At 75.3% G+C, this 21582-nt stretch carries 18 protein-coding genes; 12 read left to right on the plus strand and 6 right to left on the minus strand.

From position 1 onward, the window contains the following. Positions 1–125 precede the first annotated feature (125 nt). Positions 126–1196 (plus strand): hypothetical protein, encoded by a 1071-nt coding sequence (locus tag ABD160_RS30195; RefSeq protein WP_344029066.1) that lies wholly within the window; start codon positions 126–128, stop codon positions 1194–1196. Then, entirely contained in the window at positions 1193–2758 is a 1566-nt protein-coding gene (locus ABD160_RS30200) for a DNA polymerase Y family protein (RefSeq protein WP_344029069.1), read from the plus strand. Before ABD160_RS30195 ends, ABD160_RS30200 begins: the two co-directional genes overlap by 4 nt. A 34-nt stretch (positions 2759–2792) precedes the next feature. Here the strand turns inward: ABD160_RS30200 and ABD160_RS30205 are convergent, their stop codons facing one another. After that, the gene (locus ABD160_RS30205; RefSeq protein WP_344029071.1) at positions 2793–4235 is read right to left on the minus strand and encodes a M28 family peptidase; all 1443 of its coding nucleotides are present in this window, start codon (positions 4233–4235) and stop codon (positions 2793–2795) included. Between the two features lie 546 nt (positions 4236–4781). Between ABD160_RS30205 and ABD160_RS30210 the strand changes: the two genes are divergently transcribed. Beyond that, positions 4782–8165: an error-prone DNA polymerase gene (locus ABD160_RS30210; RefSeq protein WP_344029073.1), complete on the plus strand. Its 3384-nt coding sequence runs from the start codon at positions 4782–4784 to the stop codon at positions 8163–8165. A 35-nt stretch (positions 8166–8200) separates the two neighbouring features. On the opposite strand, the gene ABD160_RS30215 is transcribed toward ABD160_RS30210, so the two are convergent. Continuing rightward, positions 8201–8863 (minus strand): GPR1/FUN34/YaaH family transporter, encoded by a 663-nt coding sequence (locus tag ABD160_RS30215; protein ID WP_344029075.1) that lies wholly within the window; start codon positions 8861–8863, stop codon positions 8201–8203. A gap of 228 nt (positions 8864–9091) precedes the next feature. Here ABD160_RS30215 and ABD160_RS30220 point away from each other — a divergent pair, with 228 nt between their 5' ends. Then, positions 9092–9946, plus strand: a complete 855-nt coding sequence (locus tag ABD160_RS30220; protein ID WP_344029078.1) for a bifunctional methylenetetrahydrofolate dehydrogenase/methenyltetrahydrofolate cyclohydrolase — start codon at positions 9092–9094, stop codon at positions 9944–9946. Positions 9947–10014: 68 nt separating this feature from the next. Further along, a complete protein-coding gene (locus tag ABD160_RS30225; protein ID WP_344029081.1) occupies positions 10015–10317 on the plus strand; it encodes a DUF3017 domain-containing protein in 303 nt (100 codons plus the stop codon). Positions 10318–10368: 51 nt separating this feature from the next. Here ABD160_RS30225 and ABD160_RS30230 read toward each other — a convergent pair whose 3' ends face one another. Then, the gene (locus ABD160_RS30230; protein ID WP_344029084.1) at positions 10369–10551 is read right to left on the minus strand and encodes a hypothetical protein; all 183 of its coding nucleotides are present in this window, start codon (positions 10549–10551) and stop codon (positions 10369–10371) included. Between the two features lie 178 nt (positions 10552–10729). Continuing rightward, positions 10730–11512: a type I methionyl aminopeptidase gene (gene map, locus ABD160_RS30235; RefSeq protein WP_344029087.1), complete on the minus strand. Its 783-nt coding sequence runs from the start codon at positions 11510–11512 to the stop codon at positions 10730–10732. 68 nt (positions 11513–11580) lie between these two features. On the opposite strand from map, the gene ABD160_RS30240 reads away from it, so the two are divergent. Continuing rightward, positions 11581–11868, plus strand: coding sequence for a helix-turn-helix transcriptional regulator (locus ABD160_RS30240; protein WP_344029090.1), 288 nt, complete (start codon positions 11581–11583; stop codon positions 11866–11868). Positions 11869–11925: 57 nt separating this feature from the next. Here ABD160_RS30240 and ABD160_RS30245 read toward each other — a convergent pair whose 3' ends face one another. Further along, positions 11926–14157, minus strand: a complete 2232-nt coding sequence (locus ABD160_RS30245) for an NADP-dependent isocitrate dehydrogenase (protein ID WP_344029093.1) — start codon at positions 14155–14157, stop codon at positions 11926–11928. Positions 14158–14400: 243 nt separating this feature from the next. Between ABD160_RS30245 and ABD160_RS30250 the strand changes: the two genes are divergently transcribed. The 4 genes from ABD160_RS30250 to ABD160_RS30265 are packed head-to-tail and all read left to right on the plus strand — an operon-like array spanning position 14401 to position 16980. Continuing rightward, positions 14401–14730, plus strand: coding sequence for a hypothetical protein (locus ABD160_RS30250; RefSeq protein WP_344029096.1), 330 nt, complete (start codon positions 14401–14403; stop codon positions 14728–14730). A gap of 42 nt (positions 14731–14772) precedes the next feature. Further along, a complete protein-coding gene (locus ABD160_RS30255) occupies positions 14773–15597 on the plus strand; it encodes an exodeoxyribonuclease III (RefSeq protein ID WP_344029098.1) in 825 nt (274 codons plus the stop codon). Further along, complete coding sequence (locus tag ABD160_RS30260) at positions 15594–16412, plus strand: protein kinase domain-containing protein (protein ID WP_344029101.1); 819 nt, start codon at positions 15594–15596, stop codon at positions 16410–16412. Before ABD160_RS30255 ends, ABD160_RS30260 begins: the two co-directional genes overlap by 4 nt. 52 nt (positions 16413–16464) lie before the next feature. Further along, positions 16465–16980, plus strand: a complete 516-nt coding sequence (locus ABD160_RS30265) for a YbaK/EbsC family protein (RefSeq protein ID WP_344029103.1) — start codon at positions 16465–16467, stop codon at positions 16978–16980. A gap of 10 nt (positions 16981–16990) precedes the next feature. Here the strand turns inward: ABD160_RS30265 and ABD160_RS30270 are convergent, their stop codons facing one another. Next, on the minus strand, positions 16991–18079 hold the full coding sequence (locus ABD160_RS30270) for a DUF2855 family protein (RefSeq protein ID WP_344029106.1): 1089 nt from the start codon (positions 18077–18079) through the stop codon (positions 16991–16993). An 86-nt stretch (positions 18080–18165) separates the two neighbouring features. On the opposite strand from ABD160_RS30270, the gene ABD160_RS30275 reads away from it, so the two are divergent. Continuing rightward, positions 18166–18846, plus strand: a complete 681-nt coding sequence (locus ABD160_RS30275) for a TetR/AcrR family transcriptional regulator (protein ID WP_344029109.1) — start codon at positions 18166–18168, stop codon at positions 18844–18846. Between the two features lie 73 nt (positions 18847–18919). Continuing rightward, entirely contained in the window at positions 18920–21523 is a 2604-nt protein-coding gene (locus tag ABD160_RS30280) for a bifunctional FO biosynthesis protein CofGH (protein ID WP_344029112.1), read from the plus strand. Positions 21524–21582 lie beyond the last annotated feature (59 nt).

A 21582-nucleotide genomic window follows, 5' to 3' on the forward strand; every position in this document is an offset into this window, starting at 1 on the left:
GGGCAGGTTCCGGCCGGTCAGCTGACCGGCCACGGTGCGTGGAGCGGGGGAGGTCCGTGTGGTGAGGGCCGTGCAGTGGTGAGGGCCGTGCAGTGGTGGGCCGTGCAGTGGTGGGCCGTGCAGTGGTGAGCGCAGTGGATGCCGGTGCGGGTGGGGACCCGGAGCCGGTGTTCGACCCGGCGGAGGTGTCGGGCCCGGTGATCGGCGCCGGGTACACGGGGACGGACGGGGAGCCCGTCCCCGTGGGCCGCGCCGGTCCCGGCGATGCCGGGTCCGGCGCCCCGGTCGGTGCGTCACCCGCGGACCGGCTGGCCGCGGCGCGGCGGGTGCTGCACCGGATGGAGGCCCGGGCGGATCCGGAGCGGTCCCGGCCGCGCGGGGTCCCCCGCACCGGGCCCGCGCGCCCGGCCGGTACCGCGACAGGTGCCGCCGCAGGGATCGACGACGCGCCGGGCGATCCGGTGCTGCCGGTGCCCGGCCCGCTGTCCGGGCTGCTGCCCGGGGGTGGATTGCGCCGCGGCTCCACGGTCGCGGTCGGCGCCGGGTCCGGCGCCGGATCGCTGCTGTTCGCCCTGCTGGCCGCGGCCTCCGCGGAGGGCGCCTGGGCCGGGGTGGTCGGCCGTCCGGGCCTGGGGGCGACGGCGGCGGCCGAGAGCGGTGTCCGGCTGGACCGGCTGGCGCTGGTCCCGGATCCGGGGATCGACGTGGTGCCGGTCGCCGCGGCCCTGCTCGACGGGCTGGATCTGGTCGTGGTGGCGGGCCCGGAGCGGGCCGGGCTGCGCGCGGCGGACCGGCAGCGGCTGGCGGCCCGCGCCCGGCAGCGCGGGGCGGTGCTGCTGGCGCTGGGCCCCTGGCCGGGGGCGGACCTGCGGCTGCACTGCGAGCGGGCGCGCTGGGAGGGTGCCGGCCGGGGGACGGGCCGGCTCCGGTCGCGCCGGGTGGAGGTGCGCGCGCACGGCCGCGGGATCGGGCCGGCGGGGTGGGGCGTCGAGGTGCTGCTGCCGGGCCCGGGCGGGACCGTCGTCGAGGCCCCGGCCGGTCCCGGAACCGCCGTCGCACCGGCCGGGCTGCCGGCACCGGCCGGGCAGGCCGCACCGGCCGCAGTGGCCGCGCCGGCCGGAGTGTCCGCACCGGCCGCACCGGCCGTAGTGGCCGCATCGCCCGGGCCGGCCGCCGCGGTGCGGGTGGCCGGATGAGCGCCGCGGCCCGGGTGCTCGCGGTCTGGTCCCCGGACTGGCCGGTCACCGCGGCGGCCCGGGCCGCGCACGTGCCGGTGCACCGTCCGGCGGCGGTGTTCCACGCCAACCGGGTGCTGGCCTGCTCGGCGAACGCCCGCAGGCACGGGGTGCGCCGCGGCCTGCGCCGGCGCGAGGCACAGGCCCGCTGCCCGGGGCTCGCGGTGCTCGCGCCGGATCCCGGCCGGGACGCCCGGCTGTTCGAGCCGGTCGCGGCGGCGGTCGAGGAACTCGCCCCCGGCGTCGAGGTGGTCCGGCCCGGGCTGCTGGTGCTGCCCGCGCGCGGCCCGGTCGGCTGGTTCGGCGGCGAGCGGGCCGCGGTGGAACGGCTGATCGACCAGGTCGCGCTGCGGGCCGCCACCGAGTGCCAGATCGGGATCGCGGACGGGATGTTCGCCGCCGGGCTCGCGGCCCGCCGCGGGCGCGGGGTGCCGGCGGGCCGGTCGGCGGAGTTCCTGGCCCCGCTGGAGGTCGCCGAGCTGGACCGGGATCCGGATGTCGACCGGTCCGCGCTGGTCGATCTGCTGCGCCGGCTCGGCCTGCGGTCGCTGGGGGCGTTCGCGGAGCTCGCCGAGGCCGACGTCGCCTCCCGGTTCGGTGCCGACGCGGTGGCCGCGCACCGGCTGGCCCGGGGCCTCGATCCGCGCCCCCCGGCCCGCCGGGTGCCGCCGGAGGAGCTGGCCGCGGCGATCGAGCTGGATCCGCCGGTGGACCGGGTGGACGCGGCCGCGTTCGCCGCCCGCGGGCTGGCGACCCGGCTGCACGAGGCGCTCGCCGGGCACGGTCTGGCCTGCACCCGGCTCGGGGTGCACGCACGCACCGAGGGCGGGGAGGAGCTGCTGCGGGTCTGGCGGTGCGCCGAGCCGCTGACCCCGGGCGGCACGGTCGACCGGGTGCGCTGGCAGCTCGACTCGTGGCTCGGGCGCGGCGGCTCGGGCACGCTCGTCGCGCTGCGCCTGACCCCGGAGGACACGGTGCAGGCCGGCGCGCTGCAACGCGGGCTGTGGGGCGACGTCGGCGAGTCCGACGAGCGGGCCGGGCGGGCGCTGGTCCGGGTGCAGGCGCTGCTCGGCCCGGAGGCGGTGCTCACCGCGGTCCCGGTCGGCGGGCGGGACCCGGGCGAACGGGTCCGGCTGGTGCCCTGGGGGGAGGAGCGGACCCCCGTGGGCGCGGGCGCCTCACCGAAGGACCCGCCGCCGTCCTGGCCGGGGCGGTTGCCCGCGCCGTCCCCGGCGACGGTGCCGCCGGAGCCGGTGCCGGTCCGGCTGCTCGCGGCCGGCGGCACCGAGGTGCACCCGGCCGCCCCGGACCTGCTCGACGGCGTCCCGCACCGGATCTCCGGGGGCGGCGGTCCGGACCGGGAGATCACCGGGTGGGCAGGCCCCTGGCCGGTCGGGGCCCGCTGGTGGGTGCCGGGGGACCCCGGCCCGGCGGTGCGGGTGCAGGCCGTCCTCGCCGACGGGACGGCGCTGCTGCTGGTGCACCGGGCCGGTGGCTGGGCGGTGGCCGGTGTCTACGACTGAGGCGCCGCCGACCGGGCGGGCCCGGCCCGGCGGCTCACCTTGCCGGCACCCCGGACAGGTCCACCGCGAACCGGCCGATCGCCGAGCCCATCGCGGTGAGGTTGCGGTCCAGCGCCGTGCGGTCGATGTTGGTCAGCCGGTCGCAGGCGGTGTGGTAGCAGGGATCGAACGACTGGCCCGCCGTGCCGCCCCACTTCTGCGCCTGCTCCGGGGTCTTCTGCTCCTCGGCACCGGTGAACAGGCCCCCCGCCGGGATCCCGGCGTCGATGAAGGGCCCGTAGTCCGAGCGGCCGTCGAAGGCGGTCCCCTCCGGGCCGGTCACACCGGCGGCGACGAGCGCCTCGGTCAGCACCCGCTCCGCGGTGTCCGAGCCGGGCGGCCCGGGCTCGCCGCCGAGCCCGTCGGAGTCGTCGCCGTCGTAGACGAGGTAGGCCGGGTTCGGGGAGGCGACCATGTCGAAGTTCAGATACAGCGCGATCCGGGCCCGGTCCTCGTCGGAGAGCCCCTCGACGTACCGCGCCGCACCGACCAGGCCGATCTCCTCGGCGCCCCACCAGGCGAAACGCACCTTCTGCGCCGCGGGCGGGGTGGCGCCGAGCTGCTGCGCGACCTCCAGCAGCGCCGCGCTGCCGCTGCCGTTGTCGTTGATGCCGGCCCCCTCGGGCGCCGAGTCCAGGTGCGCCCCGGCGACCAGCACCCGGTCCGGGTCGCCGGTCGTCGTCTCGGCGATCACGTTGCGCGAGGTCTGCTGCTCGATCGTCGTGTCCAGCAGCAGGGTCGCCTGCTGCCCGTCCTGCAGTCCCTCGCCCGCGGACCGGGTCACCGACGCGGTCGGGACCACCTCCGGGGTGTCGCCCAGGGTGGCGGGCAGCGCGGCGTCCTCGGTGTTCACGATGATCACCGCACCGGCCCCGGCTGCCCCGGCCAGCTGGGACTTCTGCCCGAACGGGCAGACCCCCCGCTCGACGACGGCGATCGCCCCGGCCGGCATCCCGGCGTAGTCCTCCGCCTCGCAGCCCGGCGTCGGGTCCTGCGGGGTGCGCGCCCGCACGGACAGCGGCGCGGTCAGCCCGCCGGGCGGGGTGGCGGGGGAGAAGCTGAGCACCTCGGTGGGGACGGGCGCGTCCGCGACCGTCAGCCGGGCGTCGTTCGAGGTGAAGGTGCGGACGTCGAACGAGGGGGTCTGCACCTCGAACCCGGCCTCGCGCAGCTCGCCCACCACGTAGTCGAGGCTCGCGTCGTAGCCGGAGGTGCCGACCGCGCGGTTGCCGTCGTTCGCGTCGGCGATGCGCTCGAACTCCTGCAGGTGGGCGTAGGCGGCGTCGGCGCTGACCGCGGCGGCGAGCCGCTCCGGCAGACCGGGATCGGCCTGGCCGGCGCCGGCCGCGCCGGTGTCCAGGGTCGCCGCCGCGCCGGGCCCGGCGGGCACGTTGGCGCACGCCGCCAGCGCGGCCGCGGTGATCCCGGCACCGAGCACGCGTGCCCATCGGCGGCCGGTGCGCCGCCCCGGTGCGCCCGCCGCTCCTGTCGTTCCCCTCGTTCCCGACCGCATGGCCCCCCACCCCCGCTGCCCGGCCCGGCGCCGGTCGTCGTCCGTGCCGTCCACAACGGCCGAGCATCCGGCATCGGGTGTGGACACGCCGTGAAACGGCGATCACGACACGGTAGCGGTGATCGGCCGTCCGGGCCTGCCACGACCGGCGCGGCCGCGGCCGGTCGGCCCGTCCGCGTGCCTGTCCACGTGCCTGTCCACGGCCTATCCACGGTCGGATCTCAGCCGTCCCACAGGTTCGGCTGGTGGAATCGGATCCGTCGGCGGGGAGCGACCCGCCGACGGATCCGAGGGCCTTCCGAGTGGCCCCGCGGCCCGGCGCTGGGGAGCGGCCGGTGTCGCGGAGGAGCTCGGTACCGCCGTGCGGGGCCGGCCGGTGCTGGGGAGCTGCCGGCCGGTCCCCGCACGGCCGGCCCCGGGTCCGCGATCCGGGACTCCCGTTCGAACTTGTGTTCGACTATGCTCCGGTGCGTGGGCTGGCAGAACCCGGATGTCCCGTGGTCCGAGCTGGAGAGTGCGCTCTCCGGCCGCTCGGTCACGGGTTCGTCGCTGAGCGGCGGGCCGGAGGCCGACGGGGGCGACTCCCCGGCCTGGTCCGCGCACCGCGGCCCCTACCGGCCGCCGGAGGGCCTGCGCCCGGCCCCGGCCGGCGTGGTCCCCTATGCGGAGCTGCACTGCCACTCGCACTTCAGCTTCCTCGACGGCGCGAGCTCACCGGAGGAGCTGGTCGAGCGGGCGGCCGAGCTGGGCCTGGAGGCGGTCGCGCTCACCGACCACGACGGGATGTACGGCGTGGTCCGGTTCGCCGAGGCCGCCCGGGCGCTGGGGATGCGGACCGTGTTCGGCGCCGAGCTGAGCCTGGGGCTGTCCGCCCCGCAGGCCGGTGCCGCCGACCCGGAGGGCGAGCACCTGCTCCTGCTGGCCCGCGGCCCGTCCGGATACCGGGCGCTGTGCCGCACGATCTCCACTGCGCAGATGCGCGGTGGGGAGAAGGGCCGCCCGGTCTACGAGATCGACGAGGTGGTCGCCGACACCGCGGGCGAGGTCGTCGTGCTGACCGGCTGCCGGAAGGGCGCGGTGCGCCGGGCACTCGACCGGGGCGGTCCGGCGGCCGCCGCGGCCGAGCTGGAGCGCCTGGTGCGGTGGTTCGGCCGGGAGCACGTCCGGGTCGAGCTGACCGCGCACGGCGATCCGTGCGACACCGAGCGGAACGACGCGCTGGCCGCGCTGGCGGCTGCGGCCGGGGTGGACACCGTCGCGACCACCGCCGCGCACTACGCGACACCGGACCGGGCGCCGCTGGCGGCCACGGTCGCCGCGGTGCGGGCCCGCCGCAGCCTAGACGAGATCGACCCCTGGCTGCCCGCCGCGGGCACCGCGCACCTGCGTTCGGGGGCGGAGATGGCACTGCGGTTCGAGCAGCGGTACCCGGGCGCGGTCGCCCGGGCCGCGGAGCTGGGCCGGGAGCTGGCGTTCGAGCTGCACCTGGTGGCCCCGGACCTGCCACCGTTCGACGTGCCGCCGGGCGAGACCGAGGCGACCTGGCTGCGGAAGCTGACCCGGATCGGTGTCATGACCCGGTACGGCAGCGAGGCCGAGCACCCGTTCGCCGCGCACACCGTGCAGCGCGAGCTGGCGATCATCGAGCGGAAGAACTTCCCCGGCTACTTCCTGATCGTGCACGACATCGTGGACTTCTGCCGCCGCTCGGGGATCTTCTGCCAGGGCCGGGGCTCCGCGGCGAACTCCGCGGTCTGCTACGCGCTGGGCATCACGAACGTCGACGCGGTGCGGCACGGCCTGCTGTTCGAGCGGTTCCTGTCCCCGGACCGGGACGGCTATCCCGACATCGACCTGGACATCGAGTCCGGTCGCAGGGAGGAGGCCATCCAGTACGTGTACCGCCGCTACGGCAGGTTGTTCGCCGCGCAGGTCGCGAACGTCATCACCTACCGGCCGCGGTCGGCGGTCCGCGACACCGCCCGCGCGCTCGGGTTCTCGCCCGGCCAGCAGGACGCGTGGAGCAAGCGGATCGAGCGGTGGCACGCCCTGGAGGCGGAGGCGCTGCCGCAGGACATGCCCGACCGGCTCGTCGAGCTGGCCGGCCAGCTGCTGGGGGCGCCCCGGCACCTGGGCATCCACTCCGGCGGGATGGTCATCTGTGACCGCCCGGTGTCCGAGGTCGTCCCGGTGGAGTGGGCCCGGATGGCGGACCGCACGGTCGTGCAGTGGGACAAGGAGGACTGCGCCACCGCGGGGCTGGTCAAGTTCGACCTGCTCGGCCTGGGGATGCTCACCGCGCTGCACCTGATGGTGGACCTGGTCGCCGAGCACGAAGGCACCCGGATCGCGCTGCACGAGATCGGCGAGTCCGATCCGGAGGTCTACGCGATGCTGTCGCGTGCGGACTCGGTCGGGGTGTTCCAGGTGGAGTCCCGGGCCCAGATGGCGACGCTGCCGCGGCTGCGCCCGCGCGAGTTCTACGACCTGGTCGTCGAGGTCGCGCTGATCCGGCCCGGCCCGATCCAGGGCGGCTCGGTGCACCCCTACATCCGCCGCCGCAACGGCCTCGAGGAGTGGGAGCACGATCACGAGCTGCTGCGCCCGGCGCTGGACAGGACCCTGGGCATCCCGCTGTTCCAGGAACAGATGATGCAGATCGCGGTCGACGTGGCCGGGTTCTCCGCCGCCGAGGCTGACGAGCTGCGCCGGGCGATGGGGGCCAAACGGTCCACCGAGCGGATGGAGCGGCTGCGTACCCGGTTCTTCGACGGGATGGCGGCGAACGGGATCACCGGCGAGCCGGCCGACCGGATCTTCACCCGGATGCTGGCGTTCGCGAACTTCGGTTTCCCGGAGAGCCACTCGATCAGCTTCGCCGCGCTCGTCTACTACTCGGCGTGGTTCAAGCGCTACCACCCGGCGGCCTTCTGCGCGGCGCTGCTCAACGCCCAGCCGATGGGTTTCTACTCGCCGCAGTCGCTGGTCGCCGACGCGCGCCGGCACGGGGTGCCGGTCCGCGGGCCGGACGTGAACCACGGCCGCGCCGACGCGATCCTGCAGGCCGTGCCGGAGGACGAACGGACGGGCACCGGCGGCCGGGCGGTCCGGCTCGGCCTGTCCGGGGTCCGGACGATCGGCGCCGAGCTGGCCGCGACGATCGACGCCGAGCGGGACGCGGGCGGCCCGTTCGCCGATCTCGCGGATCTCGCCCGCCGGGTCCGGCTGACCGGCCCGCAGGCCGAGGCGCTGGCCACCGCCGGTGCGTTCGGCTGCTTCGGGGTGGACCGGCGGGAGGCGCTGTGGGCGGCCGGTGTGGTGGCGGGGGTGCGCCCGGAGCACCTGCCGGGCACCGCGGTCGGCCTGACGGCGCCCGCGCTGCCCGGGATGACCGAGGCCGAGCTGACGGTGTCCGACGTCTGGGCCACCGGTGTCTCCCCGGACAGCCATCCGGTGCAGCACCTGCGGAGCGAGCTCGACGCGCTCGGTGCGATCCGGATCGACCGGCTCGACGCCGTCGGGCGCCGGGAGCAGGCCCGCCCGGACGAGGACCGGCACCGGTCCGGGCCGGAGGCGCCGCCGCGGGTGCTGGTCGGTGGTCTGGTCACCCACCGGCAGCGTCCGGCGACGGCGGGCGGGGTGACGTTCGTGAACCTGGAGGACGAGTCCGGGATGCTCAACGTGACCTGTTCGGAGGGGCTGTGGGCGCGGTACCGGTCGGTGGCGCTGGGCAGCGCCGCGTTGCTGGTGCGCGGCCGGCTGGAACGCAGCCCGGAGGGGGTGCTGAACCTGCTGGCCGACCGGTTGCAGCGGATGCCGCTGGCGGTCACGGTGCGGTCCCGCGACTTCCGCTGAGGCGCCCACCCGCGCGGGTGGGCGCCCCGGTGCGGTCAGGACCGCACGAGCGGATTGCCCATCGCCATCGCACGTCCGCCCAGGGTCTGGCCGAACGCGTCGAACAGGATGTAGGCGAACACCGCGCAGAACGCGAACGTGGTGATCCCGGCGATCGGGAACAACCCGGCGTTGCCGGCGGTCACCCCCAGGTAGGCGAGCACGAACGTGATGTCGACCAGCACGAACCCGACGGTGAACATCAGCGGCAGCCGCAGCGTGGCGAGCGTCAGCAGGATGAAGACCAGGGTGAACGACAGCAGGTAGGTCGACTGGATGGAGCCGATCTGCGCGGTGGACAGCGCCTCACCGGTGCCCGCGTCGATGATCCAGCCGTTGTTCAGCGCCATGAGCAGCACACCGAAGCTGGTCCAGAACGCGGAGAACACACCGAAGATCGCGGCCGAGACGCTGTCGCCGACCCGCAGTGCGGAGATCGTGGCGATCATCATGAACAGACCGGCCGAGAAGGTCAGTGCGGGGATCATCCCGCCCGGCAGGGCGGTGGTGTCGAGATAGCCGACGAACCACAGGCCCAGCGTGATGCCCGCGGGCAGGAAACAGATCAGGCCGAGCAGTGCGGGATTGGCGGGCGGCGGCGCGGCCGCCGCGGGCGGTGCCGCGGCTGTCGCGGCAGCGGTCTCGCTCTCCACGCTCATGGGAAACTCCTCGTCGAGTTGTGGCCGGTCCGGCACCGGCTGTGTGATTCTGCTCTCGTCGAGATCGTTTCCGGCCCCTCCGGACGACCAGACCGCATCCCCTTCTCCGATTGCACGGTCCACCGGCGTCCGCGCAGGTCGTGGCTCCGGGTTCCACTACCTCGGCGGCACGAGCACCTCGTTCGATCAGGTTCGGTCACCTGTCCGGGCACCTGCGAGGATGGCCGGGTGAGCGCACGGGTGATGGACGGCAAGGCGACGCTGGCGGAGCTGCTGGAGGACCTGCGGGCGCGGGTGGAGAAGCTGGCGGCGGCGGGGGTGACCCCGGGCCTGGGCACCGTCCTGGTCGGGGACGACCCCGGTTCGCACGCCTACGTCCGGGGCAAGCACCGGGACTGCGCCAAGGTGGGGATCACCTCGCTGCAGCGCGAGCTGCCGGCGGACGCGAGCCAGGCCCAGGTCGAGGACGTGATCGACGAGCTGAACGCGGACCCGTCGTGCACCGGGTTCATCGTGCAGCTGCCGCTGCCCGCCGGGCTGGACGCCGGCGCCGCGCTGGAGCGGGTCGACCCGGCCAAGGATGCCGACGGCCTGCACCCGGTCAACCTGGGCCGCCTGGTGCTCGGCGAGCCGGGCCCGCTGCCGTGCACCCCGCGCGGCATCGTGGAGCTGTGCCGCCGGTTCGACGTGGAGCTCGACGGCGCTCGGGTGGTGGTCGTCGGTCGCGGGGTGACGGTCGGGCGGCCGCTCGGGCTGCTGCTGACCCGGCGCAGCGAGAACGCGACGGTGACCCTCTGCCACACCGGAACCCGGGACCTGGCGGCGCACCTGCGGGAGGCCGACGTGGTCGTCGCGGCCGCGGGGAAGGCGGGGCTGATCACCGCGGACCAGATCCGGCCGGGTGCCGCGGTGCTGGACGTCGGTGTCACCCGGACCGATCTCGGCCTGGTCGGGGACGTCTCCCCGGAGGTGGCCGAGGTCGCCGGGAAGCTCGCCCCGATGCCCGGTGGCGTGGGCCCGATGACCCGGGGGATGCTGCTGACGAACGTCGTCGAGGCAGCCGAACGCAGCTTGCCGGAGTGAGCATCTGCACAGCACGCAGCACGCAGCACGCCGCTCGTCCGGCTGAACCGGAGGTCACCGTGGAGGCGATGAGCCGGACCGGGCACGGGTTGCGGGCCCGGCTGCGGACGCACTGGCCGCTGCTCGTGGTGCTGCTGATCGCGGTCGTCGGCCTGCAGCGGGTGGTGACCGAGCACTGGCGGGAGGGATCGGCGCTGTTCGCCGTCGCGCTGCTGGTCGCGACGGGATTGCGGGTGGCGCTGCCGCAGGACCGGGTGGGCCTGCTGGCGATCCGGGGCCGCTACACCGATGCGCTGGTCTACGGCGGGTTCGGCGTCGCGGTCCTGCTGCTCGCGCTGACGATCACCAGCAGCTCGCTGACGGTCAGCTGAACGCCGGCGGCCCGGGACGCGGGCCTCGGCCGGGGCCGAGCCGCCCGGCGCTCAGCGCCGGGTGTCGCCGGGGGTGGCGGGGCTCGCCGGGCGCCGGGTCGGCGGGCGGCGCGGGCCGGCCGGCCGCTTGCTGCCGGGGCGGCCGGGGCCGGTGCTGGTGGCGCTCGGCGGGACCGGCCGGGCGGGTCGGGGGGCCCGGGGCGGCACGGTCGGCGGCTGCTCGATAATGATCATCGCTATCAGGATTCTACCGGCGCGTCGCGCACGCTCGGTGACCGGGGATGGTCCGGACGGGTCGGTGATCGTCGCCGTCGATCGCGGTGATCACCCGATGATCGCAGTGAAGATCGTCGGATGCACCCGCCCGGCGGTGCCGTGCGCCCAATCGGATACCGGCTCGCCAATCCTGTCGTCAGGGGCGCAGGTGCCGCGGCAGGGTGAGGATCTCGGCGCCGTCGCGGGTGACGGCGATCGTGTGCTCGCTGTGCGCGGTGCGGCAGCCGGTCGCGCTGCGCAGGGTCCAGCCGTCGTCGTCGGTGACGAGCTCGGCGGTGTCAGCCATCACCCACGGCTCGAGCGCCAGCAGCAGCCCGGGACGCAGCCGGTAGCCGCGCCCCGGACGTCCGGTGTTGGTGATGTGCGGGTCCTGATGCATCGTCGAGCCGATGCCGTGCCCGCCGAACTGGGTGTTGATCGCGTAGCCCGATCCGCCCAGCACGGTGCCGATCGCGTGCGAGATGTCGCCGACGCGGGCACCCGGGCGGGCGGCCGCGATCCCGGCCGCCAGCGCCCGCTCGGTCGCGTCGATCAGGGCGAGGCTCTCCGCGGGGGCCCGGTCGCCCACGACGAAGCTGATCGCCGAGTCCGCCGCGATCCCGTCGACGGTGACGGCGAGATCGAGGGTGAGCAGGTCGCCGTCGGCGAGTGCGCGGTCGTGCGGGCGGCCGTGCAGCACGGCATCGTTGACCGCGGTGCAGACGTGGTGGCCGAACGGCCCGCGCCCGAACGACGGTGCGTAGTCGACGTAGCAGGACGTCCCGCCGCCGTCGGCGATCAGCGTGGCGGCCAGCCGGTCGAGGTCGAGCAGGTTCGTGCCGGGTGTGCTGGCGTGGCGCAGCTCCTGCAGCACGTCGGCGACCAGGGCGCCGGCGGACCGGGCGCGGGCGACCTCCGCGGGGCTCAGGATCTCGATCACGGGGTGTCCTCCGGAAGCGCGTCCAATAACAATACCGGTCAAACTATACCGGTACTATCATCGGCGCCATGGTCAGGCTTCCGCTCACCCCCGCCGAGGTCGAGCGCGGTCGGCGCCTCGGCTGCCTCCTCCGCACGGCCAGGGGGGCGCGCCCGATGCTGGACACCGCGCTGGAGGCGGGCGTCTCGCCGGAGACCCTGCGCAAGATCGAGTCCGGCCGGGTCGCGACCCCCGCGTTCCCGACCATCGCGGCGATCGCCGACGTGCTCGGTCTCTCGCTGGACGAGGTGTGGGCCGAGATCTCCCGGCCCGCGGCCGGGACGGTGGCCGCGGCGACCGCGCCGCCCGCGGCGTAGCCCGGACACGACGGGGGCCCGCCCCGCAGGACGGGCCCCCGTGTGCGGCGGCGCGGATCAGGCCTTGCCGGCGAACCCGTCGATCGCGGCGTTGAAGGTGGCGCTCGGGCGCATCACCTCGTCGGCCCGGGCCCGGTCCACGTGGTAGTAGCCACCCAGGTCGACCGGCTCACCCTGGACCGCGTTGAGCTCGGCGACGATCGTCTCCTCCTGCTCGGCGAGGGTGGCCGCGAGCGGGGCGAACACCGCCGCCAGCTCCGGGTCCTCGGTCTGCGCGGCCAGCGCCTGCGCCCAGTACAGCGCGACGTAGAAGTGGCTGCCCCGGTTGTCCAGCTCGCCGACCTTGCGCGAGGGGGACTTCCCGTTCTCCAGCAGCTTCCCGGTGGCCTCGTCGAGGGTCTGGCCGAGCAGCTTCGCGCGGAGCGGGTCCGGCGACTTCGACGCCAGCATCTCCAGCGACACGGCCAGCGCCAGGAACTCGCCGAGCGAGTCCCACCGCAGGTGGTTCTCCTTCTGCAGCTGCTGGACGTGCTTCGGGGCCGAGCCGCCGGCGCCGGTCTCGAACAGGCCGCCGCCGTTCATCAGCGGGACGATCGAGAGCATCTTCGCCGAGGTCCCCAGCTCGAGGATGGGGAACAGGTCGGTCAGGTAGTCGCGCAGCACGTTGCCGGTGACCGAGATGGTGTCCTCGCCCTTGCGGGCCCGCTCCAGGGTGTAGCGGGTGGCCTCGGCGACGTTCAGGATCTCGATGGTCAGGCCGTCGGTGTCGTGCTCGCCCAGGTACTTCTCGACCTTGGCGATCAGCTGCGCGTCGTGGGCGCGCGCGGAGTCCAGCCAGAACACCGCCGGCGAGCCGGTCGCCCTGGCCCGCTCGACGGCGAGGCCGACCCAGTTGCGGATCGGCGCGTCCTTGGTCTGGCAGGCCCGCCAGATGTCGCCCTCGGCGACCTCGTGCGACAGCCGGACCTCGCCCGAGCCGGCGTCGACCACCCGGACGGTGCCGGCCGAGGCGATCTCGAACGTCTTGTCGTGGCTGCCGTACTCCTCGGCCTTCTGCGCCATCAGGCCGACGTTCGGGACGGTGCCCATCGTCGTCGGGTCGAAGGCGCCGTTGGCGATGCAGTGCTTGACGGTCTCGTCGTACAGCTCGGCGTAGGACGAGTCCGGGATGACGAACTTGGCGTCCTGCGTCGTGTCGTCGGCGTTCCACATCTGGCCCGACGAGCGGATCGCGGCCGGCATCGAGGCGTCGATGATGACGTCGCTGGGCACGTGCAGGTTGGTGATCCCGCGGGAGGAGTCGACCTGGGCCAGCGCCGGGCCGGTGGCGTAGGCGTCGTCGATCGCCTTCTCGATCGCGGCCCGCTTGTCGGCGGGCAGCTTCTCGATCGCGGACAGCACCGACGCCAGGCCGTCGTCCGGATCGGCGCCGACCGACGCGAGGTCGTCGCCGTAGGTCTCGAAGACGTCCGCGAAGTAGGCGCGCACCGCGTGCCCGAAGATGATCGGGTCGGAGACCTTCATCATCGTGGCCTTGAGGTGCACCGAGAACAGGACACCCCGCTCCTTCGCGTCGGCGATCTGCTCGGCCAGGAACTCCCGCAGGGCCTCCTTGCGCAGCACGGCGCCGTCGATCACCTCGCCCTCGAGGACCGTCACCGACTCCTTCAGCACGGTGACGGTGCCGTCGGCGGCCACGTGCTCGATCCGCACGGCGCCGTCGGCCGGTGCGGTGAAGGAGGTCTCGGAGTGCCGGAAGTCGCCGTCGGACATGGTCGCGACGTGGCTCTTGGAGTCGGCGCTCCAGGCGCCCATCGAGTGCGGGTGCTTGCGCGCGAAGTTCTTCACCGACAGCGGGGCGCGCCGGTCGGAGTTGCCCTCGCGCAGCACCGGGTTGACCGCGGAGCCCTTGACCGAGTCGTAGGCCGCCTTCGCGGCGCGCTCGTCGTCGGTCTGCGGGTCCTCCGGGTAGTCCGGCACGTCGTAGCCGCCCGCCTGCAGCTCCCGGATCGCCGCCTTGAGCTGCGGGACCGAGGCGCTGATGTTGGGCAGCTTGATGATGTTGGCGTCCGGCGTGGTCGCCAGCTCGCCCAGCTCGGCGAGCGCGTCCGGGACGCGCTGCGCCTCGGTCAGCCGGTCCGGGAACTTCGCCAGGATCCGGCCGGCCAGCGAGATGTCGCGGGTCTCCACGTCGACCCCGGCCTGCCCGGCGAACGCCTCGATGACCGGCAGGAACGAATGGGTCGCCAGCGCGGGCGCCTCGTCGGTGTACGTGTAGATGAGCTTCATCGCGTGTCTGGCCTGCCTCGGCTCGTCGTCGGATCTCCTGCGACGGGTGGCGCGGGGGGACGAGCCCGGGGTGACCGGGCGGGTCCCCGGCGGCGACCCGCATCTGCGCGCACACGCTATCCCGCACCCGCCCGGCGACGCCCGCAGGAGTAACCGGTCCGACACCCCGGTCGGTGGATCTCCCCGCCGCGGCGGAGCGGTTACCGTACGTGCGAGGACGGTCGCGGGAAGGGGACCACACGCGTGGCGAAGGTGAAGCTCGGGCTCTCCCGGAAGTCGCTGCTGACCGGCTGGCCGCTGGTCGGCCTGATCGGGGTCGGGCTGACCGCGATCGCGCTCGGCTACGGCGGCGCGACCGGCAGCCTGGAGAACGCCTGCACGGTGACCGTGCAGGCGGCCGAGGTCACCGTCCGGGCGGCGCCGAGCCCGACCGCGCAGGCGGTGGAGACGCTGCGCAGCGGCCAGGAGGTCCCGGCCGAGACGATCGTCGACACCGGGTTCCGCAAGCTCACCGGCGGTGAGCGGTGGGTCCCGTCGGACAGCGTCGCCGCGACGGCGGGCAGCGTCTGCTGAGCCCGTTCCGGACGGTGCCGGGCGGTGCGGGAGAGTAGGCGGGTGGTTGCCGTCCGTGTCCTCAGTACCGCGAACGTCAACGGCGTCCGGGCCGCCTCCACGAAGGGGCTGCTCGACTGGCTGGCGGGGACCGCGGCCGACGTCGTCTGCCTGCAGGAGGTCCGGGCCCGCCCGGAGGAGCTGCCGGACGCCTTCCGGGCCACCCTCGACGAGCACGGCTGGCACCTGCGGCTGGCGCCCTCGGAGACGGCGAAGGGGCGCAACGGCGTCGCCGTGCTGAGCCGGGCCGAGCCGGAGGCGGTGCGGATCGGGTTCGGCGACCCGGCCACCGACCTCGACGGCCGCTACCTGGAGGTCGACCTGCCCGGCGGGTTCACCGTCGGGTCGCTCTACCTGCCCAAGGGCCTGGCCGGGACCGAGAAGCAGGACGCCAAGGACGCGTTCTGCAAGACCTTCGGCGATCACCTGCGCGCCGCGTTCGGCCGGTGCGTCGCGACCGGCCGCGAGATGGTCGTGGCCGGCGACTGGAACATCGCGCCGACCGAGCTGGACCTGCGGAACTGGCGGGGGAACCGGAAGAACTCCGGCTTCCTGCCGCACGAGCGGGAGTGGTTCGCCGGGCTGGTCGAGCACGGCTGGGCCGATCTGGTCCGCGACCAGCACCCGGACGTCGACGGGCCGTACTCGTGGTGGAGCTACCGCGGGCGGGCCTTCGACAACGACGTGGGCTGGCGGATCGACCACCTGCTCGGCACGCCCGGCGTCGCGGCGGCGGCGACCGGCGCCGTCGTCGAGCGGGCGCCGTCGCACGACCGGCGCTGGTCCGACCACGCCCCGGTGACGGTCCGGCTCGGGGAACCCGGGTGACCGGGACCGGCGTGGTCGGCGGCCGTTACGTGCTGCTCGACGAGCTGGACCGGCGCGGTTTCGGCCCGGTCCGCCGCGCCGAGGACCGGATCACCGGCCGGATGGTCGCGATCACCGAGATCGCGGTGCCCGCGCACGGCGACGGCCTGCGCGAACGCCTGCTCGCGGAGGTGCGCGCCGCGGGCCGGCTGCAGCATCCCGGGGTGGCCGGCGTCCTGGACCTGATCACCGACCGCACCCCGGACGGCGCCCTGCGCGAGTACCTGGTCACCGAGCGTCCGGACGCCCGGCCGCTGAGCAGGCTCGTCGAGGACGGCCCGCTCGGCGCGCAGCGGACCGCCGCGATCGGCCGGGACGTGCTCGCCGCGCTGCGCGCGGTGCACACCGCGGGCGGCACGCACGGCGGTCTCGATCCGGACTGCGTGCTGCTCGCCCCGGACGGGTCCGCACTGGTCACCGACCTGGGCCTGGCCCGCGCGGTCGGCCGGGAACCGGGGCCGTTCAGCCCGCCCGAGCGCCGCGCCGGGGCCGGTGACGGCCCGGCCGCCGACCTGTGGAGCCTCGGCGCGCTGCTGGCGCACACGGCCGGGCGGCGGATCCCGTCCGGCGGCCCGCTGGAACGCGCGATCGCCGGGCTGGCCGCGGCCGATCCCGCGGAGCGCACCGGGCCGGACGACGCCCACGCCCTGCTGGAGCGGGCCGCCCGGCCCCGCCCGACCGGCGGCGACCTGGGCCGCAACCGCTGGATCCTGCTCGTCGTGGCCGGGCTGCTGCTGTTCGCGGTCGTCGCGATGCTGCTGTGGGCAGCCTTCTGAAAACTTCTGAAAGCCGCTGAAAACCGGTGGAAGCGGCCAGCAGGATGGGACGATGAACGACTCCACCGGGGCCACCGAGCATCCCGCCGACCATCCGCGGGTCGCCGCCGTGAAGGAGGCGCTGCGCACCGCGGGTGCGGATCCGGCGTCGATCGCCGGACTGGTCCTGCTGCCGGACGCGGTGACCACCGCGGCCGCGGCGGCCGCGGCGCTCGACGTCGAGATCGGCCAGATCGCCAACTCGCTGGTGTTCGACGCCGACGGCGAGGCGCTGCTCGTCCTCACCTCGGGGCGGCACCGGGTGGACACCGGCCGGGTCGCCGCGCTGGTCGGGGCGCGGTCGGTCGGCCGGGCCGACCGGGACCTGGTCAGGGCGGCCACCGGGCAGGTCATCGGCGGGGTGGCGCCGGTCGGGCACCCGGCGCCGCTGCGCACGCTGGTCGACGTCGCACTCGACGACTACGACCGGGTCTGGGCGGCCGGCGGGAGCGCCCGGTCGGTGTTCCCGACCACGTTCGCCGAGCTCGTCGCCGTCACCGGGGGTACCGCGGCCCGGGTCGGGGACTGACCCGGCCCGCTCAGGGCCGGACGACGACGGCGCCCAGACCGGGCGGCCCGCCGTGCGCGACCCGCCGCCAGTCCGCGCGGGCCGCGTCCAGGCCGTCCGTGGTCCGCAGCGACATCCAGGTCGCCGCCCAGCCCACCAGGGTGGCCCGCGCCTCGGCGAGGAGCCGGTCGAGGGTCGCCCCGCCCAGCTCGGCGAGCAGCTCGGTCTCGCGCCGCCCGACGCTGAACCGCACCGGCGCCGGGCCGGGCGGACCGGCCGATCCGCCCGGCCCGGCGCCGGTGCCGGTGCCCGGCAGATGGCTGCCGCCGACGGCGACGCTGCGGATCAGCGCCGGGCCGAGGTGCTCGTGCACCGCACGGGTGATCGCGGGATCCCCGCTGATGTCGACGTACACGGTGCCCCCGGTCCCGCGCACCGACGTCGTCCGGTCGTAGGCGAGGACCTCGTCGAACGCGCCCGTGCGGGTGACCTCGGCCGTGCGGGCGGCGCCGGTGAGGCCGACCGTGCGCACGTTCCCGGCGCGGAGCAGGCGGCCGAGCACGAGACCGGTCTTGCTGCTCGCGCTGGAGACGACCACCTGCGACGGCTCCTGCTCCAGCAGGTCGCGACTCAGCAGCGCGGCCAGCGGCGCCAGCGGCAGGAGCTGGAGCTCGACCCCGGCGTGCCGCTCGTCCCACGCCGGGTCGGTGTCGATCCGGCGCATCCGCCGGTACATCGGCAGCATCCCGTCCCGCTCCGGCGCGGTCACCTCGATGCCGGCCGGGGCCGGCGCACCGGTGAGCAGGAAGCGGGTCGCCATCGGGAGGTACCCGACCAGACGCGCGCCGGCCGGGACGAGCGCCGGGTCCCCGCCGGTCACCCGGGCCAGGCCCCACGCCGGGACCCGGCCCCAGCCGGCGGCGGCGGGGAACGGCCGCCAGTGCCCGAGGGTGTCGCCGAGCAGGGCGTAGGAGACGTTGTTCGAGCTGAGGCCGAACGCCTCGACGTCGAGGCGGACCTGCCCGGGACCGGGCTCGGGGAGCTCCTCGGAGACCACGCGTGCGGCGGACAGCGGTCGCTCTCGATCGACCTCGAGAACCGATGCTCGGATGACGGCCATGCCCGCACCATACATGTCAGTCAGCCAACAGATATCTACGCGGGACGGTGGCCGACTGCGGGGCACGGGTTCGTATGCTCACGGTCATGTCGGGGGCAGCCACGCCGCGTGCGGCCACGCCGGGCACGGCGGTCCCGGCCGCCGGCGCCCGGCCCGGGGAGCGCCGGACCCAGGAGCAGCGCCGGACGCGCGCCCGCACGGCCCTGCTCGCCGCCGCTGCCGAGCTCGTCGCCGAGTCCGGGATCCGCGCGGTGACCTTCGCCCGGGTCGGCGAGCGTGCCGGTTACAGCCGCGGGATGGTCACCCACCACTTCGGCTCCAAGCAGGGCCTGCTCGAGGCGCTGGTGCAGGAGGCGCAGGCCGGTCTGGCGCCCGGCATCCAGCAGGAGCCGCCCGGGCTCGACCGGCTGCTGCGGTTCGTCGAGGCCTACCTGCTCGGCTTCGGGGCCGATCCTCCGACCTGGCAGGCGTTCCTGGTGCTGTGGGCCGATGCCGTGGGCGGCGGCGATCTCGCCCCGATGATGCGCGAGCGGGACGCCTGGTTCCGGGACCGGCTGCGCGCCGACGTGCTCGCGGGGCAGGCCGCGGGCACCGTCCGGTCCGACGTCGACGCCGGGACCGTCGCCCTGCGGGTGGTGGCCGAGCTGCGCGGGATCGGCATGCAGCGGATCCTCGATCCGGAGCCGCGCGCCGTCGGTCCCCTCGCGGCCGCGGTCGTGCGCGGGTGGGCGCAGCAGCTCGGCCGGGACGCCGGCGCCGCGGAGTGACCCGCGCCACGAGTTGACCACCCGTTGATGTTCGACGGTCGCTGCGGTGATGCGGGAAACCTACTGTGGGTCCATGGCCGACACTCCTGCCGATTCCGTTCCGGCCCAGGCCGCCCCGTCCGCCTCCGCGATCCGGCGGGCGTTGCGGCGCGTCCGGGACGGCGCGACGCTGGACGTCACCGAGGCCGCGGTGCTGCTCGCCGCGCGCGGCGACGATCTCGACGAGCTGCTCACGCACGCGGGCCGGGTGCGTGACGCGGGGCTGGTCGAGGAAGGGCGCCCCGGCGTCGTCACCTACTCCCGCAACGTGTTCATCCCGCTGACCCGGCTGTGCCGGGACCGGTGTCACTACTGCACGTTCGCAACCGTGCCGCACCGCCTCGAGTCGATGTTCCTGGAGCGCGACGAGGTCGTCGAGATCGCCCGCCAGGGCGCCGCGCAGGGGTGCAAGGAGGCGCTGTTCACCCTCGGCGACCGGCCGGAGGACCGCTGGCCGCAGGCCCGCGAGTGGCTCGACGCCCGCGGCTACGACTCGACGCTCGACTACGTCCGGGCCTGCGCGATCGCCGTGCTGGAGGAGACCGGGCTGCTGCCGCACCTCAACCCGGGCGTCATGTCCTGGGAGGAGGCGACCCGGCTCAAGCCGGTCGCGGCCAGCATGGGGATGATGCTGGAGACCACCTCGCAGCGGCTGTTCGAGAAGGGCGGCCCGCACTTCGGCAGCCCCGACAAGGAGCCCGCCGTCCGGCTGCGCGCGCTGACCGACGCCGGCCGGGTCGGCATCCCGTTCACCACCGGGATCCTGATCGGGATCGGCGAGAACCGCACCGAGCGGGCCGAGTCGCTGTTCGCGATCCGCTCCGCCGCCCGGGCGCACGGGCACGTGCAGGAGGTGATCGTCCAGAACTTCCGGGCGAAGCCGGACACCGCGATGGCGAACGACCCGGACGCCGATCTCGACGACCTGGCCGCGACGATCGCCGTCGCCCGCGTCGTGCTCGGCCCGAAGATCCGGCTGCAGGCCCCGCCGAACCTGGTCGGCGAGGAGTTCGGGCTGATGGTGCGCGCCGGCATCGACGACTGGGGCGGGGTCTCCCCGGTGACCGTGGACCACGTGTCCCCGGAGATGCCGTGGCCGGCCGTCGACGAGCTGGCCCGGGTCACCGCCGCCGAGGGCTTCGAGCTGCGGGAACGGCTCACCGCCTACCCGAAGTACGTGCGCGCCGGGTCGCCGTGGATCGACACCCGGCTGCACGGCCACGTCGCCGCACTGGCGACCGCCGACGGCCTCGCCGATCCGGGCGCGGTCGTCGAGGGGCGGCCCTGGCAGGAGCCGGACGGCGGGTTCGCCTCCACCGGGCGCACCGACCTGAACAGCACCATCGACACCACCGGGCGCACCGCCGACCGGCGCACCGACTTCGGCTCGGTCTACGGCGACTGGGACGAGGTGGCGGCCGAGCTGGCCGAGCAGCGCTCGCGGGCGCCCGAGCGGCTCGACGGCGACGTGAAGGCCGGCCTGGACCTGGCCGCGTCCGATCCGGCGGCGCTGCTCGATCCGGCGCACGCCGCGGCCGCGATGGCGGTGCTCACCGCCGACGGTCCCGCGCTGCGGACCCTGCTGGGTCTCGCCGACGACGTCCGCCGGTCGGTGAACGGGGACGACGTCACCTACGTCGTCAACCGGAACATCAACTTCTCGAACGTCTGCTACGTCGGCTGCCGGTTCTGCGCGTTCGCCCAGCGTGAGCGGGACGCCGACGCGTTCCGGCTCTCCCTCGACGACGTCGCCGCGCGGGCCGCCGAGGCCGCCCGGGACGGCGCGACCGAGGTCTGCGTGCAGGGCGGGATCGACCCGCAGCTGCCCACCTCGTTCTACGGCGATCTGGTCCGTGCGGTGCACGAGGCCGTCCCCGGGATGCACGTGCACGCGTTCTCCCCGATGGAGGTCGTCTCCGCGGCGGCCAAGGCGGGCGTGTCGATCCGGGAGTGGCTCACCGAGCTGAAGGCGGCCGGCCTCGGCTCGATCCCGGGCACCGCCGCCGAGATCCTCGACGACGAGGTCCGCTGGGTGCTCACCAAGGGCAAGCTCCCGGCCGCGCAGTGGATCGAGGTCGTGTCCACGGCGCACGAGCTGGGGATCCCGTCGTCGTCGACGATGATGTACGGCCACGTCGACGAGCCGCGGCACTGGCTCGGGCACCTGCGCACCCTGGCCTCGATCCAGGACCGCGCCAGTGAGCACAACGCGGCCGGGTTCACCGAGTTCGTCCCGCTGCCGTTCGTGCACCACAACGCGCCGATCTACCTGGCCGGACTCGCCCGGCCCGGGCCGACCGAGCGGGACAACCGGGCGGTGCACGCGTTCGCCCGGCTCGCGCTGCACGGCCGGATCGACCACATCCAGGTGTCCTGGGTGAAGCTCGGCGACGACCTGGCCGCCGAGGTGCTCGCCGGTGGGGCCGACGACATGGGCGGCACCCTGATGGAGGAGACGATCAGCCGGATGGCCGGCTCGGAGAACGGTTCGGAGCGCTCGGTGGAGGAGCTCACCGCGATCGCGCACGGCGCCGGGCGCCCGGTGCGGCAGCGGACGACCACCTACCGGGGTGAGCCGACGACGCTGGTCCCGGCCCCGCGGCCCGGTCCGACGATGCTGCCGCTCACCCCGGCCTGAGCGGCCGGACCGGCCGCGCCGCCCGGCCCGCCGCCGGGGCCGCCGCCGGGCGGCGGAAC

It is taken from the genome of Pseudonocardia kongjuensis, assembly GCF_039526905.1.
In the GTDB taxonomy this organism is placed as follows: Bacteria; Actinomycetota; Actinomycetes; order Mycobacteriales; family Pseudonocardiaceae; genus Pseudonocardia; species Pseudonocardia kongjuensis.

Excerpts from the sequence above, each read along its gene's own strand:
- ABD160_RS30240 (WP_344029090.1), top strand. The coding sequence starts at position 11,581 with ATGGTCAGGCTTCCGCTCACCCCCGCCGAGGTCGAGCGCGGTCGGCGC.
- ABD160_RS30230 (WP_344029084.1), bottom strand. The coding sequence starts at position 10,551 with ATGATCATTATCGAGCAGCCGCCGACCGTGCCGCCCCGGGCCCCCCGA.
- ABD160_RS30280 (WP_344029112.1), top strand. The coding sequence starts at position 18,920 with ATGGCCGACACTCCTGCCGATTCCGTTCCGGCCCAGGCCGCCCCGTCC.
- ABD160_RS30225 (WP_344029081.1), top strand. The coding sequence starts at position 10,015 with ATGAGCCGGACCGGGCACGGGTTGCGGGCCCGGCTGCGGACGCACTGG.
- ABD160_RS30265 (WP_344029103.1), top strand. The coding sequence starts at position 16,465 with ATGAACGACTCCACCGGGGCCACCGAGCATCCCGCCGACCATCCGCGG.
- ABD160_RS30200 (WP_344029069.1), top strand. The coding sequence starts at position 1,193 with ATGAGCGCCGCGGCCCGGGTGCTCGCGGTCTGGTCCCCGGACTGGCCG.
- ABD160_RS30215 (WP_344029075.1), bottom strand. The coding sequence starts at position 8,863 with ATGAGCGTGGAGAGCGAGACCGCTGCCGCGACAGCCGCGGCACCGCCC.
- ABD160_RS30270 (WP_344029106.1), bottom strand. The coding sequence starts at position 18,079 with ATGGCCGTCATCCGAGCATCGGTTCTCGAGGTCGATCGAGAGCGACCG.
- ABD160_RS30275 (WP_344029109.1), top strand. The coding sequence starts at position 18,166 with ATGTCGGGGGCAGCCACGCCGCGTGCGGCCACGCCGGGCACGGCGGTC.
- ABD160_RS30245 (WP_344029093.1), bottom strand. The coding sequence starts at position 14,157 with ATGAAGCTCATCTACACGTACACCGACGAGGCGCCCGCGCTGGCGACC.